The organism is uncultured Alteromonas sp. (genome assembly GCF_963976965.1).
In the GTDB taxonomy this organism is placed as follows: domain Bacteria; phylum Pseudomonadota; class Gammaproteobacteria; order Enterobacterales; family Alteromonadaceae; genus Alteromonas; species Alteromonas naphthalenivorans.
Genome location: NZ_CAXBMP010000009.1, coordinates 1 through 17,822, shown reverse-complemented (window position 1 = coordinate 17,822; position 17,822 = coordinate 1). Strand labels below are relative to the sequence as shown.

18 protein-coding genes are annotated in these 17,822 nt (G+C 44.4%); 6 read left to right on the top strand and 12 right to left on the bottom strand.

The genetic code is table 11. The annotated features are described in order from the left end of the window. Positions 1-46: 46 nt before the first annotated feature. The 4 genes from cydX to AAC006_RS09055 form a co-directional block, all read right to left on the bottom strand. Entirely contained in the window at positions 47-160 is a 114-nt protein-coding gene (gene cydX, locus AAC006_RS09070) for a cytochrome bd-I oxidase subunit CydX (RefSeq protein ID WP_013786436.1), read from the bottom strand. 10 nt (positions 161-170) lie between these two features. Next, positions 171-1,307: a cytochrome d ubiquinol oxidase subunit II gene (gene cydB, locus AAC006_RS09065; RefSeq protein ID WP_013786437.1), complete on the bottom strand. Its 1,137-nt coding sequence runs from the start codon at positions 1,305-1,307 to the stop codon at positions 171-173. Continuing rightward, entirely contained in the window at positions 1,304-2,884 is a 1,581-nt protein-coding gene (locus tag AAC006_RS09060; protein WP_208804533.1) for a cytochrome ubiquinol oxidase subunit I, read from the bottom strand. The genes cydB and AAC006_RS09060 overlap by 4 nt, the downstream gene beginning before the upstream one ends. Before the next feature lie 449 nt (positions 2,885-3,333). After that, complete coding sequence (locus tag AAC006_RS09055) at positions 3,334-3,972, bottom strand: DUF3365 domain-containing protein (RefSeq protein WP_013786440.1); 639 nt, start codon at positions 3,970-3,972, stop codon at positions 3,334-3,336. Between the two features lie 176 nt (positions 3,973-4,148). On the opposite strand from AAC006_RS09055, the gene AAC006_RS09050 reads away from it, so the two are divergent. From AAC006_RS09050 to AAC006_RS09040, 3 genes are all read left to right on the top strand, one after another. Then, complete coding sequence (locus AAC006_RS09050) at positions 4,149-5,414, top strand: sigma-54-dependent Fis family transcriptional regulator (RefSeq protein ID WP_041453156.1); 1,266 nt, start codon at positions 4,149-4,151, stop codon at positions 5,412-5,414. A gap of 86 nt (positions 5,415-5,500) precedes the next feature. After that, positions 5,501-5,923, top strand: coding sequence for a hypothetical protein (locus AAC006_RS09045; protein ID WP_232363159.1), 423 nt, complete (start codon positions 5,501-5,503; stop codon positions 5,921-5,923). Positions 5,924-6,000: 77 nt separating this feature from the next. Continuing rightward, entirely contained in the window at positions 6,001-8,094 is a 2,094-nt protein-coding gene (locus tag AAC006_RS09040) for a TonB-dependent receptor (protein ID WP_013786443.1), read from the top strand. Positions 8,095-8,233: 139 nt separating this feature from the next. On the opposite strand, the gene AAC006_RS09035 is transcribed toward AAC006_RS09040, so the two are convergent. Further along, positions 8,234-9,004, bottom strand: coding sequence for a sulfite exporter TauE/SafE family protein (locus AAC006_RS09035; protein ID WP_013786444.1), 771 nt, complete (start codon positions 9,002-9,004; stop codon positions 8,234-8,236). Between the two features lie 255 nt (positions 9,005-9,259). Between AAC006_RS09035 and AAC006_RS09030 the strand changes: the two genes are divergently transcribed. Then, positions 9,260-11,089, top strand: a complete 1,830-nt coding sequence (locus AAC006_RS09030) for a DUF4105 domain-containing protein (protein WP_013786445.1) — start codon at positions 9,260-9,262, stop codon at positions 11,087-11,089. 22 nt (positions 11,090-11,111) lie between these two features. Next, positions 11,112-11,558, top strand: coding sequence for a DUF3015 family protein (locus tag AAC006_RS09025; RefSeq protein ID WP_013786446.1), 447 nt, complete (start codon positions 11,112-11,114; stop codon positions 11,556-11,558). A 121-nt stretch (positions 11,559-11,679) separates the two neighbouring features. Here AAC006_RS09025 and yeiP read toward each other — a convergent pair whose 3' ends face one another. The 7 genes from yeiP to AAC006_RS08990 form a co-directional block, all read right to left on the bottom strand. Continuing rightward, positions 11,680-12,246 carry an elongation factor P-like protein YeiP gene (gene yeiP / locus AAC006_RS09020; protein ID WP_013786447.1) on the bottom strand — a complete coding sequence of 189 codons (567 nt, stop codon included), beginning with the start codon at positions 12,244-12,246 and terminating at the stop codon, positions 11,680-11,682. 99 nt (positions 12,247-12,345) lie between these two features. After that, positions 12,346-12,741: an MmcQ/YjbR family DNA-binding protein gene (locus AAC006_RS09015; RefSeq protein ID WP_013786448.1), complete on the bottom strand. Its 396-nt coding sequence runs from the start codon at positions 12,739-12,741 to the stop codon at positions 12,346-12,348. Between the two features lie 16 nt (positions 12,742-12,757). Beyond that, the gene (locus tag AAC006_RS09010; RefSeq protein ID WP_208804534.1) at positions 12,758-13,264 is read right to left on the bottom strand and encodes an AAA family ATPase; all 507 of its coding nucleotides are present in this window, start codon (positions 13,262-13,264) and stop codon (positions 12,758-12,760) included. Positions 13,265-13,297: 33 nt separating this feature from the next. Beyond that, on the bottom strand, positions 13,298-13,891 hold the full coding sequence (locus tag AAC006_RS09005; protein ID WP_126874032.1) for a GNAT family protein: 594 nt from the start codon (positions 13,889-13,891) through the stop codon (positions 13,298-13,300). Positions 13,892-13,930: 39 nt separating this feature from the next. After that, positions 13,931-14,089, bottom strand: a complete 159-nt coding sequence (locus AAC006_RS09000; RefSeq protein WP_013786451.1) for a hypothetical protein — start codon at positions 14,087-14,089, stop codon at positions 13,931-13,933. A gap of 78 nt (positions 14,090-14,167) precedes the next feature. Beyond that, positions 14,168-15,307 (bottom strand): VCBS repeat-containing protein, encoded by a 1,140-nt coding sequence (locus AAC006_RS08995; RefSeq protein ID WP_126874031.1) that lies wholly within the window; start codon positions 15,305-15,307, stop codon positions 14,168-14,170. A 64-nt stretch (positions 15,308-15,371) separates the two neighbouring features. Then, a complete protein-coding gene (locus AAC006_RS08990; protein WP_339348900.1) occupies positions 15,372-17,282 on the bottom strand; it encodes a DUF885 domain-containing protein in 1,911 nt (636 codons plus the stop codon). Between the two features lie 307 nt (positions 17,283-17,589). On the opposite strand from AAC006_RS08990, the gene AAC006_RS08985 reads away from it, so the two are divergent. Beyond that, on the top strand, positions 17,590-17,822 hold a 233-nt coding region (locus AAC006_RS08985; protein WP_339891144.1), incomplete at its 3' end, for a hypothetical protein.

Genomic DNA, 17,822 nt, shown 5'->3' with positions numbered 1-17,822 from the left:
GGTCGTTGCCTTTTACGTTTTATATTACGCTATGAATATTAATCAGTTATTCGGCGTCTTCTGGACGGTCCATGTCTTCGGTAGACTCAAGCCACATGGCATTTAAAATACCGAATGAACATGCTAGCAGTACGCCGAGGATCCAAGTGAAATACCACATATGCTACTCCTTAATAAATAGTGTGAGATTGATCTAAGTCGCTATTTTTGACTCGGCCACGCATTACATAATAGCCATAGGCGGTATAGCACAAGATGATAGGCACAAAGATACAAGCCACAATGAACATGATATTTAGAGTTAAATGACTAGAGGTGGCATCCCATACCGTAAGACTAGCTTCTGGCATAGTGATACTGGGCATTAAGAACGGGAACATTGAGAAGCCCGCAGTTAAAATAACGCCAGTAATCAGTAGTGCACTTGAAACAAATGCCATCCCTGCATTCCCTTTGCGAGAAAACATGGCACATGCAAGCCCTGCTACCACACCTAATACAGGTGCAAGCATCATCCATGGATATCGTGAGTAGTTCGTCATCCATGCACCCGCTTCAATAGCGACTTCTTTTTTCATTGGATTTGAGGTGGCTAAGGTATCTACGGTAGAGGTAATGACAAAACCATCTAACCCAAAGGCTACCCACGCACCGGCAATCAAAAACAAGGCTACTGCCACTAGGCTTAATATAAACGACGTTACACGTGCTCTAGATTCAATGAAACCATCCGTTTTCATTTGTAACCAGGTAGCGCCGTGATTCAGTAAGATAGCCACTGACAATAATCCAGATACAAGCGCAAATGGAGTAAGCAAACCAAAGAAAGAGCCGGTGTACGTTGATTTAAGTGTGTTGTCGAATTCAAACGGCACACCTAATAACAAGTTACCAAAGGCCACGCCAAAAATAAGCGCAGGAATGAAACCACCAGCAAACAATGCCCAATCCCATGCTTTTCGCCACTGAGCATTTGGCAGTTTACTGCGATAATCAAATCCAATTGGACGCATCCAAAGCGCAATTAGCGTTAGCGCTAGGGCTAAGTAAAACCCTGAGAAAGCAGTAGCATAAATCATCGGCCAGGCTGCAAAAATGGCACCACCTGCCGTAATAAACCACACTTGATTTCCATCCCAATGCGGCCCAATGGTATTAATCATTACGCGACGTTCTTTGTCTGTTTTACCAATAATGGTCAGCAGTGAACCTACACCTAAATCGAACCCATCTGTTACTGCGAAACCAATCAATAGCACACCAATAAGGCACCACCAGGCTACGCGAAGAAATTCATAATCAATCATGCGTTTGCTCCTTTTGCATCAAAGTCGATTAGGTCGTCATCTTCATCACTATGATTATCTTCAGGCGGTACTGGCCCTTTTTTGGCGAACTTCTTCATCAAGTAAAAAGCAACAATGAACATTACAGTGTAAAACGCTGAGTAGGCGACTAACGTAGTAACAATGTCAGAAATAGACAAATTAGACGTTGATGCATGCACTGGCAGAATCTCTGCAATGGACCAAGGCTGGCGACCAAACTCAGCCACAAACCAACCGGCTTCACACGCAACCCAAGGCAGCGGCAAGCTATACAATGATGCTTTCAACAACCAGCGAGGCTGCGTAATTTTATGTTGAGTGCTGTAATAGAAGGCAGCCAAGAATACGGCTAGCATAATAAAGCCTGATACCACCATTAATCGGAAACTCCAAAATAAGGGGGCGACTTTAGGAATACTGTAATCTACTGCTTTTTTTAAGGCCGCTTCAGAAGGCTGTGTGACATCATCCGTAAATGGCTCTAATAACATGGCATAGCCCATATTATCTTTATGTGCGTCAAACAGGGCTTGTTCGTCTGCAGAAGCCGTTCCATCTCGAACACTATCGAGCAAACCGTACGCTTTAATACCATCAAGAATACGTAAGCGGTTTTCTGCTTTAATATCTTTTAAGCCTTTCACTTCCTCGGTAAGTGAACGAGTAGCAATAATGCCCATCGCCCAAGGAATTTGAAGTGCGTATTCGGTTTCCTCTTTTTCATCATTAGGAATACCAAATACGGTAAAAGGCGCAGGTGCTGGGTGGGTCTCATATTCCGCTTCAACCGCAGCCAATTTCACTTTTTGCACTTCACCTAATTCGTAACCACTTTCGTCACCAAGCACAATCACTGACAAGGTAGCCGCTAGGCCGAAGCTAGCCGCAATAGCGAAAGAACGACGGGCAAATGCGATATGCTTGTGGTTAAGTAGGTAATAACTAGAAATAGCCAATACAAACATGGCACCTGTTACGTAGCCCGCTGAGACGGTATGCACAAACTTTACTTGCGCGACAGGATTGAAGATAACCTCGGCAAAACTTGTCATTTCCATGCGCATGGCTTCAAAGTTAAATTCTGCGCCTACAGGGTATTGCATCCAACCATTGGCAATGAGTATCCATAGAGCTGAGAAGTTAGAACCAATAGCCACCAACCAAGTGGTCATTAAGTGTCTTCCCTTCGACATTTTATCCCAGCCGAAGAAGAACAATCCAACGAAAGTCGATTCTAGGAAGAACGCCATCAGACCTTCAATAGCCAGCGGTGCCCCAAAAATATCCCCTACATAGTGAGAATAGTAGGACCAATTCATACCGAACTGAAACTCCATAGTGAGGCCGGTAGCCACACCAATGGCGAAGTTAATACCAAACAACTTGCCCCAAAACTGAGTCATTTGTTTGTAAATTTCTTTGCCTGTCATCACATAAACGGATTCCATAATGGCAAGCATGAAACTCAACCCTAAGGTTAAGGGCACAAATATAAAGTGGAACATCGCAGTTAGCGCAAATTGCCACCGCGATAGCTCGACTAACGTATCGCTCATGGGTTTTCTCCCTAGTTAAAAAACAGTACGGCAAGCCGCTAAAATTCTTTTAAATCAATAACCTTAAAAATAAGGCCGCACCGTAAGACTTGTACTTCTGACGGAGGTTTAGCAAGCTTTGCGCCAGCTATGGCACGATTGCCCATCACCACCTGTATTCCCTACCATGCGGCGCAATTATTCCACTAAGTCGAACCAGCCGCGTTGATCCATCTCAAACAAGATGAGAGGAAATTGCGCCAAAAATGACAATTCCCGCCATTTTTGACAAATAAAAATTAAATGAAGTAATAGGTCAAAAAATCTGAAAGTGGAGGGTTTGCAAAAAGCACTGGAAAGGAATTAGGTGAATAGAAATAAGTAAAGAGAGTAAGAAGAAATAAGCGAGAGGCGATAGAGATGCAACTGAGCCAGTAAAGGCCCGTTGCATCTTCTAAATAAAGAAATGGCTATTCGGGTGAATAGGTAAGCGTGAAAGCCCCTCTTAAACTGCCCGGCGCTAAACCCGTGGCGGTATCTTCAGGGTATTTCTCTTTAATAATATCTAACACTGCTGGGGCCACGTTATTGCCATGACAGGCTGTACATACTTGCCCCGTAACAATCGCTGACATATAGCGCAATTCACCTGTTTCTTCATTCCACTGTGATGCCTCTAGCGGCATAGGCAATTGCTTAGATAAGGCATCTGCAAACTCGTGCAATTGGGTTTCTTCCCATGCATCTGGTTGGTTGTCTTGGTTACGCACTTGCAGCGCGGTGCGCCCTACCGTCCAACCATCCTTCTTGAGCGCTTCTGCAATAGGCCCAGCAGCCACATAGCACTCTTCTACCCCTGCTTCCAAACCACCTTTTGAAATAGCTTGCTGAAGCCTCGACTTTAACGCGCCCCCTAGTGCTTTGGCATTGCTACGTGCTTGATTTAGCTTATCTTCGGGGCCTGCCAGGGTGGTTTCAGTTGCGTGTTGTGTAGCTATGCTGTCTTGCGGCTGCGGCATTTCAGCCGCTAGCGCGGTTGATAGTACGATTAATAGTGAAGCAGATAAAAAGAACCCACTTATCACAACAGCCGTTAATCTCGTTTTCATATTCTTTTCCTCAATGGGGAGCATTACCTACCAAGATACGTACAAGGCTCGTGCCAATGTGATACCTTAAACCTAGATTAATTACCTTATGGGTGTAGGTTGTATCTATACCGCATGCGCACCCACCCCGTATCGCTAGGTGAAGCTGTTACATGAATATCTCGATTGTTCAGGCAATGATAGATGCCATCGATAAACCCGCTATTTTCATTAATCATCAGTATGTAATAGAGGCGGTTAACCAGCCTTATCGCAATACCTACCCTGTGGATATTATTCCGGGTAAAAGTCAGTGTTTTAAGGTGTCACACGGTAATACTAAGCCTTGTGATCAATGCGGTGAAAGCTGCCCTATTCAGCAATGCAAAGACACCGGCCGGACTGCAAGTGTGGTTCACATTCACACCACAAAAAGCGGTCAAAGCTATTGTGATATTCTCATGCGGCCGGTTCACGACGCTAATGGCGACCTGCTTGGTTACTTAGAAATATTAGATAAACTCGCGTTTGCATCAAATTACCCTACCAAGGGTAAAATGATAGGTGAGTCTGCCGCCTTTAAAGCCATGCTGAATAAAATTAATCGGGCCGCAAAATCCGATATAGCCGTGTTGCTTCAAGGCGAAACGGGCACAGGTAAAGAGCTGGTTTCTCATGCCCTGCACACCAGTAGCCACCGCGCTGAAAAACCTTTTGTGGTAATAGAGTGTACGGGGTTAGCTGATACGCTTTTTGAATCGGAGTTATTCGGCTACGAGAAAGGCGCTTTTACTGGCGCGCAATCAAACAAAAAAGGATTAGTTGATGCCGCCCAAGGCGGAACGCTATTTTTTGATGAAATTGGCGATGTGCCTCTTACCATGCAGGTGAAGTTACTACGGTTGTTTGAAACTCAAACCTACCGCCCAGTTGGAAGCGTGCAAGTAAAAAAAGCCGATTTCCGTTTAGTATGCGCTAGCCATAAAGACTTAAAATCCTTAGTGGAAAAAGGTGAATTCAGACAAGATCTTTACTACCGTATTGCAGGTTTCCCCATACACCTTCCGCCACTTCGTGAGCGTCAAAGCGACATTGAATTGCTGTGCAGCCACATGTTGCACGAACTGCCTTCGAAAAAGCGTTTACACAAATCCACTATTGAAATGCTAACCAACTATACCTACCCAGGTAACATTCGAGAGCTTAAAAATATTGTGGAACAAGCGTACTTGTTGGCAGATGAAAATGTAATTTACCCAACCGATTTGCCCGAGCTAGTTAGCGAACCCACTGTCCACACAAATGAAAGAGTCCTCACTCTGGAAGCTGCTGAAGCTAAGTACCTTGAAAAGGTAGTGGCAAAGCACGAAGGCAGTATAGACACTCTTGCCAATGCACTAGGTGTCAGCCAGCGGACGTTATATCGTAAGCTTCAATCGCTAGGGTTAAAGGTTAAGGGTTAAATAGCTCGCAGTAAAAACCCTTTCAACATCCTATTTTTAACGTATTATTAGATAAGTTCCGGTAGAAATAGAATACTGCTTTGCCATTGAAGTCATTATTTACACTGCTAGTATGCCTAACCCTGCTTTTGCAAAATGCGATGGCATTGGGGCTTGCGGCTGTTTCAATGGAAAAGGCCCAGCAATTTACTACCCAGTTTAACGACAGCAACAACGATATAGAACTTATCTGTACCGGTAATACCATGCGCTGGATATCATTAAGCGCGACTGAACATGCCGGTGAGTTTGTTTATGTTAGTGTCGATATTAGCAAAATACCGGTAGAACATATCGACTGTACCAATAGCCTACTTTCTGATTTACCCAACGCGGTAAAGTCACCTGAGTTTTCACTTCCCTTAATAACCTTTGTTAGTTATAACAACCTTGCTACTGCCATTGCACAGCGGCCCTATACCGCATACGCCTACGCGGCTCCGCTGTCACGCGCTCCACCCCTTTCATAGTTTTCCCATAACACTTTATTTATAACGCGCTTTTATCAGCGTTATCGCTGACGTTGTTTAATTAAAATGGACTAATTATGAAAAAAACAGCCATTGCACTAGCAGTATGTACTGCTGGCTTTTCCCCTTTTTTGTATGCTCAAGACACCGCTTCAACAGAAGTGATTACCGTTATTGGCGAGCCGCTCACCCTCACTAATAATGCGCCGGTTTCGGCCTCTACTAATACCGAAGCTGACTATGGCGATCAACTCGCTGCCCTTCCTGGCGTAACTATTTCACGAAACGGCCCCGTAACCGGGTTAATTCAATACCGTGGCCTTTATGGTGATAGAGTCGGCGTGACTATTGATGGTGTAGATATTGCGGTCGCAGGCCCTAACGCTATGGATTCCCCGCTTTCACATGTGTTACCTGAACCCGGCCTTCAGGCCGTGCTGTATCGCGGAATAGTACCGGTAAGTGCAGGGGTTGAAACCTTAGGCGGTAAACTAGACATTCGTGCCGACGCTCAGCACTTGTTTGCACAAGCTAATGGCCTGCAGTTTAATGCCAGCGCCGGTGCGTTTTCTCCCGGCGATGCACAGCAGTACCAAGCCAATGCATTTTATGGCACAGACAATGGCTTTTTTAGCGGCGCATTTACCCACCAGCAACGTGACGAGCGCGAGGCTGCCTCTAACGATGCAGGCTCAAACATAACTATCCCTAATTCTCAGTACCAAAGAAACGGCGGTAAACTTCGTGCAGGCTATAGTTGGGGCAAGCATAGCCTAGATGTCAGCTACCAAACACTGAACACTAACAATAGCGGTACTGCGGCTCTTGCCATGGATATTACGTCTATAGATGCGGCGTGGTATCGCTTAGGTTATCAATACCAAGCCGATGATGAGCGTATGTTAAAAGTCAGCGTGTTTGGAAATAGCAACCAACACGCCATGGACAATTTTTCTCAACGCGCGGTTTCGATGGCCAGCACGGCAAGACAAAACGATGCCGATTCCGTTGCACAAGGAATAGAGGCAAGCTACATCACCCCAGCCCTTAATGGTGAACTTGAAGTAGGCTTTAGTCATTTACACAGTCGAAATAGCTCTGTTATCACCAACCCGAATAACAGCGCATTTTATATCAATAACTTTAGCGATATTACCCGCGATACTTACAGTGGTTTTACCGAATGGCATAGAAAAACCGACACCGCTGATTACCTGCTGGGCCTTCGTTATACCCAAATTGATATGGACGCTGATGCAATAGACTCTAACATGGTAATGATGAACGATGCGGTGGCCACACTAGCGTCTAACTTCAACACCGCCGAACGTAGTGAAACCTACAATATGCTAGATGCGGCAGCGACTATTCAAATACCCGTAAGCGAAACGGTGACAGTCTTTACGGGTATCTCCCAAAAGAACCGCGCGCCTAATTATTATGAACGTTACACCTGGTTACCATTAGGCATTACAGGCGGCATGGCAGACGGGTTCAATTACATTGGTAACCTTGAACTCGATAACGAAACTGCGCGTCAAATTGAGTTTGGTGTTACTTACAGCAAAAATGACTGGACCGTTTCACCACGACTTTATTATCAAGACATAGAAGACTATATTACTGGCACCCCGAGCAGCAATGCAGCTGCGGTTATGTTCTCGACCATGATGGGGTCTGATACACCGTTTCAATGGACGAATACCGACGCAGTTATTAAAGGCCTAGACGTTACGATTAACGGTAAGCTATCTGACAACCTGCTTCTAACGTCTACAGCAAGTTTGAGCCATGGTAATAGAGACGATATAGACGACGGGTTATTTCGCATTGCCCCTGAGCAATTAACTACCCGTATTGAGTGGCAAAGCGAGCTTATGCAATCGCCGCTTATGTTGTCAGTTACGTCTCATTTAGTGGGTGCACAGAATCATACCTCTGCCCTACAAAATGAAAGCAGTACATCAGGTTACGGACTTATACATTTGGGCGCACGCTGGCAACTTACTCAAGCCTTTAGCGTGTCGGTACAGCTTCAAAATGCGCTTGATAAGTACTATACCGCTCATACCGCAGGTGTTAACCGCGTATCAGATGCCGATATTGCGGTAGGAGATAAACTGCCTGGGACTGGCAGAGAATGGCAGATCTCAGCGAGCTATCGCTTTTAGCGACCACTATTCACTGGCCCACTCCCAAAGCGAGCCAACATGTAAATTACGATAAAAAAGGTAAAGTGATAGGCGAAGATATTCGCCTATCACGCTTTCGTTGAGTAATTCATAGGCAAACAACATCGAACAAGCTGACCTACACTAAATCAGACACTGCCTGCACAATTAAGCGGATTGCTAATAAGGTAACGATAACCTTAAACAGCACGAGAAATTTATCGGCTGGAATCTTCTTGAGTACTTTTAGCCCCACGTAAGTCCCCACTGCGCCACTTATAATCATGGCAAAAATTAATCCTAGCCATTGAAAAAAGGAGAATCCTACAAAGGTAAACACAAACGCTTTTAACCCATGTTGAAAGGTAAGGCACGAGGCCATGGTGGCGGTTATCTGCATTTTATTGTAATTGTTCCGATGCACAAACGCGGCAACTAGCGGCCCCGTAGCCCCCACAAACATAGAGATTAACGTGGTGACCAGCCCCGCTAGACTTCGCCCAGCGGGCTGCATTTCCTGCGCTTTTGGTTTGCTGCCCCACACCAAAAATAAGATAAAACCCGCTACAGCAAATTGGATTACGACTAAGGGCAATTGCACGACTATAAACGTAGCCAGCACCGCCCCCAACAACGCCCCAAACGAAAAGAACTTCACCATAGACCAATCAACATAACGAAAGGTCATTAGTGCTCGGTTGCCGTTTGAACCTAACTGTACCAACCCATGCACAGGAATAAGTGCAGATACTGGCAAGCTTCCCGCCATTACCGCAATAAGCAACACGCCACCGCCAATACCAAAGGTGGCGGTTATCAAGGACGTCATCGTAGAGGTTGCTATTAGCACTGCGGCGGTAGTTAACGAGATAGCGCCATCAGCGGTTAGCCAATAAGTAACGAGATCCAATTACAGCCCTCCTTTTTTAATTTATTGATTTTTAGTTTCCCTCAAGCACAAACGAGGTGAAAGAAAATGGTTTTAACCTCACCTTTTTGAAGCGAAATTTAAGGCACCTAGTAGCAATTAGTAACAAATTATCTGTAATTGGAACTTGTATATACCCTGCAGCGAAGGCATATTCTGCAATCTTCATTGCGCAACGAAACGGTTTATTTTACGTCGTTGTCGCGAATTTAAATGGATTTAGTCTAGGAAGTTGCGTTGTATTCCTTTTTCACCCGCTGTTGCATAGTATTTTTGTGTACCGTAACGCTAGTTTACGCTAACGATGCGTCTCAACATATAAATAACCTAGCATCACACAAGGTGTGGAAGCAGCTATTACATGCTGAGCAAACCGCAGTAACGCTACACCACAATGGCAGTAACTTCTATTTAGCAGAAAATGGCTTTGAAAATCCACTTTCGGAACTTGAAGCGACTATTCATGCCTTCTCACAAAACCCAAAAAGCCAGTGTCAATTTCCCGCACGTAAACGTTTTATAGAAAAACAGTTACCCACACTTAGCTTCCCTGACGTGGCATGTCCAAAGTATGAAGATTATTTAGATGCTTTTTCTACCCACAGCGCCAGCCTTATTTTTGCTTCAGGCTACTTAGGTAACCCCGCGTCGATGTTTGGTCATGTATTTTTAAAGTTTAATGGCGAATCAGAAGACGGCTTACTCGATAACACCTTCTCTTATGGGGCTAAAGTACCCGATAACGAAAACAAGTTGGTTTACATCACTAAAGGCATATTGGGTGGCTATCAAGGTAAGTTCTCTAACCAGCAATACCACCATCATCATTTAACTTATAGCGAAACCGAGCTTCGCGATATGTGGGAATATAAACTTGCCCTATCCCAAGACGATATTCAATTTCTACTTGCCCATTTATGGGAGCTAGAAAATGCCACAATGACCTATTACTTCTTTGAGCAAAACTGTGCCTACCAATTAGCAAAGTTACTCAGCTTAGTTTTCGATGAATCTCTGATTGCCCCCAATAAGGTGTGGGTGATGCCATTTGATTTAGTGGTAATGATGCAACGCCATCAAACTAGCCGTACAATGTTTAATGACGTTATCTACCATGGTTCACGTCAGCAAACACTTTATGATCGCTGGCAACAATTAACCAGCAAGGAACAGCAAACCTTACTGCAAATTCTAGAAAGTGCGCCTAAAGACACGCAACAGCAACTTGCTGCTTTAGGTGACGCATCGGCGATACGGGTTATCGATACCCTTTACGACTACTTTGCGTTTATTGAACAAAAAGAAGACGACCTCACCACTATACAACAAGCACAAAAGCGGCAAGCCATGATAAAACGGTTTGGTATGGCACCCGTTAAACCAAACTGGAAAAGCATAGATAGACGCCCTCCTCATGAAGCACAAGATACCACGCGTATTGGTCTTGGTTTATACGACACACCATCAGGCGACGTGGCGGGGGAGTTGAACTTTAGGGCCAATTATTACGATCTGCTCACGCTGAATGCGGGGCGAATTCCTTACTCTGAGCTAACCACCTTTAATCTTCGTCTTCGTTACCTAGAGGGTGAAGAGTTAGCAGTAAGAGAGTTTACGCCAGTACGAATTATTAACCTTAATGCGTCTGAATCTGGATTGCCACTTGATAGCAATTGGGCTTGGAAACTGGCCTTTGGCTACAGAGAACAGGCTAACAACTGTACCCACTGCGGCGCAGGTTATATCGACAGTTTTATTGGGAAGTCTTGGGCCTTTCGTCACAACCTTGTAGGTTATGCCGCGCTCAGCACTTCTATTACCAGCTCTAATCTGAATGGCGGCTTTATCGCTGTGGGTTCAGAAGTGGGAGGCGTAGCACATGTTACGTCTGAAATAGCAATGTCATTGGCAGTAGGACAACAATGGTTTGTGAACCAGCCATCGAAGGATCAACATTACCTCTCTATTACCGCGCGATATTCAATTAATCAGCGCTGGGATGTGAGAGCCAATATTGATAACAAGCATGGTACTGACTTCGGCTTGCTCATTTCACATTATTACTAATAACAATCAGAGGAATATAACAATGTTTAAAAAACTAACGCTTGCTGCACTTCTTACGACTACTGCCATTGCTGGAAACGTATCGGCTGACGACAACATCAACCCGTGGAAACACTGTGGTATTGGCGCGGCTATTTTTGATGACAATGGCACAGCTGCTGCCATTTCAAACATCATTTGGGATTTAGGTACGACTGCGGTTTCTTCAAAAGTATCATCTGCTGATTCTTGTGAAGGTAAAATGGCTACTGCGGCGGTATTCATTCAAAATAACTTTAACAACATTATTGAAGAAACTAGCCAAGGTTCAGGCGCACACCTAACGGCAATGCTTGATATTTTAGAAGTAAACGAAGCGGCACGTGCTGATGTTGTTACTGCTGTTCGTGCTGAAATGGCACTATCAGTTGCAGCAAACGAAGCAACTAGCCCAGAAGCTTTCTACAACGCTGTTGTAGCAAACATCTAGTTATATAGGCAGTGGCGAAATGACCGCTTGCGGGAATGCCACTGTCGCATAGCGGTGATATAGCAATAATAAACGAGGGCGCAATGCGCCCTCGTTTTTTTAAATCGTACTTAAATAAATATTACGCGCGACTTTGGAATTTACGCTCTTCGGTATTTACCTTTATCCACTCGCCAGTACTGATGTACTCAGGCACTTGAACCACTAGCCCCGTCGATAACGTAGCAGGCTTAGTCCGCGAGGTTGCAGACGCACCTTTAATAGAAGGGTCGGTTTCAGTTACCTCTAGTTCTACACTCATTGGTAAATCTAGCGCCACTGGCACATCGCTTACAATTAACACCTGAATAGACTCAGTCTTTTCGTTAATAAATAAGGCTTCGTCAGCAATGCTTTCTTTGTTTAGGTGGTACGGCGTGTAATCTTCGTTATCGAGGAATACATACTCGTCGCCATCTATGTAAGAAAACATCACTGGGCGACGCACTAAATCAGCCATTTCTAGCATGTCTGAATCTTTGAAGGTTTCATCAAACTTAGCGCCGCTAACCACGTCGTACATACGCATGCGATAAATACTACCACCCGCGCGGCCCTGAGGTACTGAACGTTCGATATCTCTCACAATACACGTTTTACCACCATAAACGATGGTGTGATTCTTTTTAATTTCACTTGCCTTTGGCATGGTCTTACCCTGTTATTAATGGCCTTTAACGATTGGCGGGCCATGTTAAATTATCGCCCTATCTTCCGGTAATTGAGTGTTATAGTCAAAGCTATAAGATTAACTCAACCCTAGTTCCTTTTGTTTTTTCTTAGTAAGTCCTAGCGACACTAATTTATAAGACTCGTGTAAGTAGTAGCTCAACTCTTCGTTGAGTGCTTCTACACTTTGTTCAAATTCAATTTTAGGTTGAGTTTCATCGCCGCCAAATTGCTGGATCCATTTCATGCCCCGAGACGCAAAATAAGGCGCGGGGCGATACCCGGGTTTCTCGCTCAAAAAATGGTAATTAAGCTCTGAGGTTTTGAAAATAAAAGCGGGTTCACCGTTTTTGCCTAAACCGCCTATGGCAAATACTTTACCGCCCACCTTCCATACATGGGAGTTATTCCATTGCATTACATAAGTTGTAGCCTTTAAGCCACCACAAAACTGATTAAACTCGTCGTAGGTCACTGTGCTTCGCTATCTTTCATTGTCTTTCACTGTGGCTGTTTGAGGTGTACATGGTTTTGGTTCCCTCAAAACTATCGTACAAGACTTGATGACTTTGCTTGGAAAAGGTATCCGTTCTATTTTCATAGTCCTTTATCCAGTCTATCAACATATCTAAATTCGCATCTTGCGCTTGCTTAGACGCATACTTATGAGGTTCCCATGGGCGAGCCTTAGCATTTTCTACACAAAGGTTAATGGGTAGATTTAAGAAGATGAGCTCATCGGCATGAGGCAAGACTTCAGCGAGCAAATCGGAATAGCAACCCTCAATAACCCACGATGTATTTTTAGATAAGAAAGTTTCAATAAGCACCTTTGATTCGCTGATAGGCAAACGACTAGGTGGGCTAGAGGTCGCATTTGAGGGCGCCCAGGCCACCGAGTCCAAATCTAAATGAGCGATGTGGTGCCCCTTTACCAAATTCTTAGCCAGGGTAGACTTTCCTGAACCTGAGTTTCCAAAAACGACAATTTTTGTCATGACTCACCTTGTTATTAGCGCTATCACGTGGCTCTATTGTCGAAAACTTGCCAACTTGTACACTAAGTTATTTTTTACCGCCGCCCATTCAGAATTAATAATGGAAAATACCACTGTGTCTCTAAACGAACCATCTGGTAGACGTTGATGCTGCCTAAGTACCCCATCCTGTTTTGCGCCAAGACGAGCAATTGCCTTACGCGATTCAAGATTGTGCCAGTGAGTTCTAAACTCAACAGCAATAACGTCAAGCACCTCGAATGCATGGTTCAGTAGCGCTAATTTACATTCCGTGTTTACCGACGAGCGCTGATGACTTTTTGCATACCAGGTATAACCAATTTCTACTCGCTTGTTTGCATAATCTAGATTGCAAAAACGGGTACTGCCGATCACTTTCCCACTTAGTTTTTCAACCACCACGAAGGGTTGGGACAAGCCATCTTTTTGCTGCTGCAATGCCAGAGAAATATAAGTGTCAATAGCGTCTGGTCGTGGCACCGAAGTAAACCAGAGCTCCCATAGTTTTCCATCACTCGCAGCGTCTGCCAAATCATCAGCATGTTCTTCCCGCAAAGGCACCAGCACGACTGATCCGGCATCAAGTTCATTTTCTGGTAAAAACATTGTATATCCTGCTTCCTTTTCAGTTTAACTAAACTAGCGTTAGCATTGTTTTTTAGGTCTTTTGGCCACTTTAAGCAAAGGCATAGGACCAACGAGCATCGTCGGGTCCATTTGAAAATCTAGGTCGATAATTTCCCAGCCCTGCGAACCAAGTGAATTCAGGTACTTTTCAACATCTTCGACAGTAAGCTCTGTCAAAATATCCCTTTTATTAGCGCACGAATATTATTTCTGACGCTGTTGATTACTTAAAAGCTACACTAAATAACTCAACGCCTACAAGTCATTGCTACTAACATACACAGCAGCCCGTTTACTGTCACCATCTCCAATGACAAAATCACTTTTACCATCTTGATTTATATCGAGAATGGCAAGGCTCCAGGGGTTTGAAATTTGAGGGTGCTTGAAACTGATAGACTTAAATGACGACTTAGTTCCCAATATTGCAAGCACTTCACCTGACCAACTGCTGATTAACGCATCATCAATTCCGTCATCATTTATATCGCCCGTGGCAATTTGTTTAGCGCCTGCTGAAGCGCTAATTTCTGATTTAGCGACTTTTAGAAAATTACCGCGACCATCGCCGAGCATAATGGTAATCATACTTTCATTTGTCGCTACAATGACATCTTGGTTTCCGTCGCCATTCATATCAGCAAGTTCAATAGCAAAGGGCGATTCCGGTTGGGCTAACTTGCTTAAAGAAAAGCGCATTTGCTTATCGCCAGTATTTACCAATACGCCAATATCTCGCTGATTTGGAGTAACCATATCTTCAAAACCATCGTTATTGATGTCGCCAACAGCAAACCCTCGGTATGGGTCTCCACCTGCGTTAATAACCTTACCAGGCGTTTTAAATCTTCCTGCACTTAAGCCTTTTAGTACCAGAAGTCCATTGTGGCTTCTGTTATCTACAATTAAATCTGGCGTTTCATCACCATCAATGTCACTCAATTTCACAACGTGGGGATGAGGCTTTACGTTAATATTTAAGGGGGAATGCGGCGGCTCGACAAAGGTTCCATCCCCCTTGCCAAAGAGCACAGTAATGTACGAAGTTTCATGATTGGCAACAACCACATCAACGTGTCCGTCTGCGTTTATATCTGATATCGCTAACCCAGAAGGGCTATCCCCTGCAGCAAAAATTCCGCCGCGGTTTAGGGTACCCTTCCCGTCTGAAAGGTAAGTGATAATATTATTATCAGACGCGTTCGCGATTATCACATCTTGGTTGTCATCAGCGTTAATATCCGACGCGATAATCGATGGTTGCCCAGCCCCTACTTCAATAATGGACGATGTGTATTTTATGCTATCTATTTCAATAGTCTCTGCTGACGCGTAAACGTCAACTAAGCCAATAGTTATCAAAAGGAAATAACTTGTAGAAGTTAATACATTCATGTTTCACCTACAGATATTTATACCGCCGATCGCAGAGAAGAAGTAGGGCATTGTCCTTCTGCTATTATTGTTTAGTGTTGATGTATTGCTCTACCCGCTTTTCTAACGCGTCCAAAGGCAATGCGCCAGCACCCAGTACGCTTGAATGGAAGTCGCGAATATCGAAGTTATCACCTATCTGCGCTTGCGCTTTTTCACGTAATTCCAGTATTTTTAGCATACCCATTTTGTATGAAAGCGCCTGCCCTGGATTTACAAAATAACGCTCTACTTCCGTTTCAATGTCTTGTGGTGATAAAGGCGTGTTGGTAGCAAAGTATTCTATGGCTTGTTCTCGCGACCAGCGTTTGTAGTGAATACCGGTATCGGTCACTAGGCGAACCGCTCGCCAAAGCTCATTCTGCAAACGGCCAAAATTATGCAATGGGTTTTTATAAAAGCCCATCTCGAACGCTAATTGTTCTGCATACAAGGCCCAACCTTCTATATAAGCCCCTACACCTAAATACTTCCTAAAGCGCGGCAGCCCTTCTAGTTCTTGTGCCTGGGCAATTTGAAAATGATGGCCGGGCACGCCTTCATGATAAGTTATCGCTTTGAACACATACTTTTGAACCCCTGTCATATCAGCCAAATTAGCATAGTAAATACCAGGACGGCTTCCATCTAAACTGGGACGATTATAAAACGCAATAGACGTAGAGTTCTCACGCCAAGGCTCTACTCTACGTACTTCTAAATCCGCTTTTGGCAGAGTATGGAAATATTGATCGGCAACGGCAAAGATTTCACTGGTTTGCGCTTTTGCATCAGCCAAAAACGCCGCTCGACCCTCGTCGTTATTGGCATAAAAATTATTTGGGTCGGTGCGTATGAATTCAAAAAAAGCTTGTAGTGTTCCCGTAAACTCAACCTCATCCATTATCTGCTGCATCTGTTGATGAATACGTGCAACTTCATTTAAACCAATCACATGAATTTCTTCTGGTGACAACGCTAATGTGGTTTCAGCTTTTACTCGATTCGCGTAATAAGCATCGCCGTTAGGCAACGACCAAACACCATCATTGTTAGCTTGTAATGGCTTTTGTTGTTTCAACGTGGCGAGTAAGCTGCTGTAGCCTCTTTTAAATGGCCCTTTAAGCGCGCTACTAGCCTCTTCAAGCAATGCATTTTCTTTTGATTCTTCTAAATGCAGTGCGGCTAACTTTTCTTTGAAGTCTGCATACAAGGGGTGAAGCTTGCTACTACTCGTAACCGGGGCATCTAAAGGTGCACCGGTTAACATAGCACTCACGTCGTTGATCATTGAATCAAACGAAAATGCAGGCGGTAACACACCAAAGGCTGCCCGGTCTTTCATTCTCGCTACAATATCGTCCATGAGCGATTCAAAACCTACAAGCCTATTTATATACGCCTGTGCACCAGCTTCATTCACAATACGGTGATTATTTTTAAGCAAGGTAATGGCTGAAGTGTATTGACCTCTAAACTGATCAACCACATAACTTTGCTTACGAAAGGCTGCATTTTCAATTTCGTTAGTTAGCTCTCGCTTAAACAAATCAAAATTCAATTTACCTTCGTCGCTTAAGTCACTGCGGTCGAATTCGGCAGTTAATTTAGCCAGATCGGCCTTTGTGTTTTCTAACTGCTTTTGAGCAAACGCATCAGACGTGTCACTCCACGTAGATTGCGCGCCATTGTTAATACCTAGGTAAGATTGGAGATTTGGGCTTTGTGCCACCAACCTATCAAAACGCGCCTCTATAAACGCGACAAGTCGCTTATCTTCTTGCTGTTTAACGCTTTCTGGCTTATCAACACTAGCCTGCTGTGCATGCTTAGGCGCATCTTCAGGTGCGGGATTGCAGCCACTTAATAAAGTAGTACTTAAGCCTACTGCACATACAGCAAATGCCACCGCACTTTTAGGAAGGGCTTTTGTAACGCTACATTTTCTTACCCGCATTCGTTTCTCTCCTAAAGCATCTATATTTGTTATTTTTTAATTTCATCTACGACATTAAAACAAACCGATTCGAATGGGTAACAATTTTACATATTGCTAAAACTTGGAAGCGGAGCGCGCCCTTCCAGACATTCACAGACTTACCGATTATTACCGCACGAACTCAATATAGATGGTGTGCAAGGGCTATCGGAACCCTCCACAGCATGGATGCTGTGCCGAAGTAGCTAGCTATGTTAAGTTTCAGCGTGAGGGTGGAGCGCATGCCTTATGACCCTCTGCCGCAAGGATGCGGCAGCAGAGCCCATTGGAACATTTACGGGCTTGCCGATTACTACCGTACGAACTCAGTATAGATGGTGTGCAAGGGCTATCGGAACCCTCCACAGCATGGATGCTGTGGCGAAGTAGCCAGCTATGTTTCAGAGTGAGGGTGGAGAGCGAGTCTCATACCCTCTGCCGCAAGGATGCGGCAGCGGAGCCCCTTGGAACATTTACGGGCTTGCCGATTACTACCGTACGAACTCAGTATAGATGGTG

Bases quoted from the DNA above. Each gene is read 5' to 3' on its own strand.
- cydX (WP_013786436.1), bottom strand. From the start codon at position 160: ATGTGGTATTTCACTTGGATCCTCGGCGTACTGCTAGCATGTTCATTC.
- AAC006_RS09010 (WP_208804534.1), bottom strand. From the start codon at position 13,264: ATGACAAAAATTGTCGTTTTTGGAAACTCAGGTTCAGGAAAGTCTACC.
- AAC006_RS09055 (WP_013786440.1), bottom strand. From the start codon at position 3,972: ATGAAAACGAGATTAACGGCTGTTGTGATAAGTGGGTTCTTTTTATCT.
- cydB (WP_013786437.1), bottom strand. From the start codon at position 1,307: ATGATTGATTATGAATTTCTTCGCGTAGCCTGGTGGTGCCTTATTGGT.
- yeiP (WP_013786447.1), bottom strand. From the start codon at position 12,246: ATGCCAAAGGCAAGTGAAATTAAAAAGAATCACACCATCGTTTATGGT.
- AAC006_RS09005 (WP_126874032.1), bottom strand. From the start codon at position 13,891: ATGTTTTTACCAGAAAATGAACTTGATGCCGGATCAGTCGTGCTGGTG.
- AAC006_RS09040 (WP_013786443.1), top strand. From the start codon at position 6,001: ATGAAAAAAACAGCCATTGCACTAGCAGTATGTACTGCTGGCTTTTCC.
- AAC006_RS09050 (WP_041453156.1), top strand. From the start codon at position 4,149: ATGATAGATGCCATCGATAAACCCGCTATTTTCATTAATCATCAGTAT.
- AAC006_RS09025 (WP_013786446.1), top strand. From the start codon at position 11,112: ATGTTTAAAAAACTAACGCTTGCTGCACTTCTTACGACTACTGCCATT.
- AAC006_RS08995 (WP_126874031.1), bottom strand. From the start codon at position 15,307: ATGAATGTATTAACTTCTACAAGTTATTTCCTTTTGATAACTATTGGC.
- AAC006_RS09060 (WP_208804533.1), bottom strand. From the start codon at position 2,884: ATGAGCGATACGTTAGTCGAGCTATCGCGGTGGCAATTTGCGCTAACT.
- AAC006_RS08990 (WP_339348900.1), bottom strand. From the start codon at position 17,282: ATGCGGGTAAGAAAATGTAGCGTTACAAAAGCCCTTCCTAAAAGTGCG.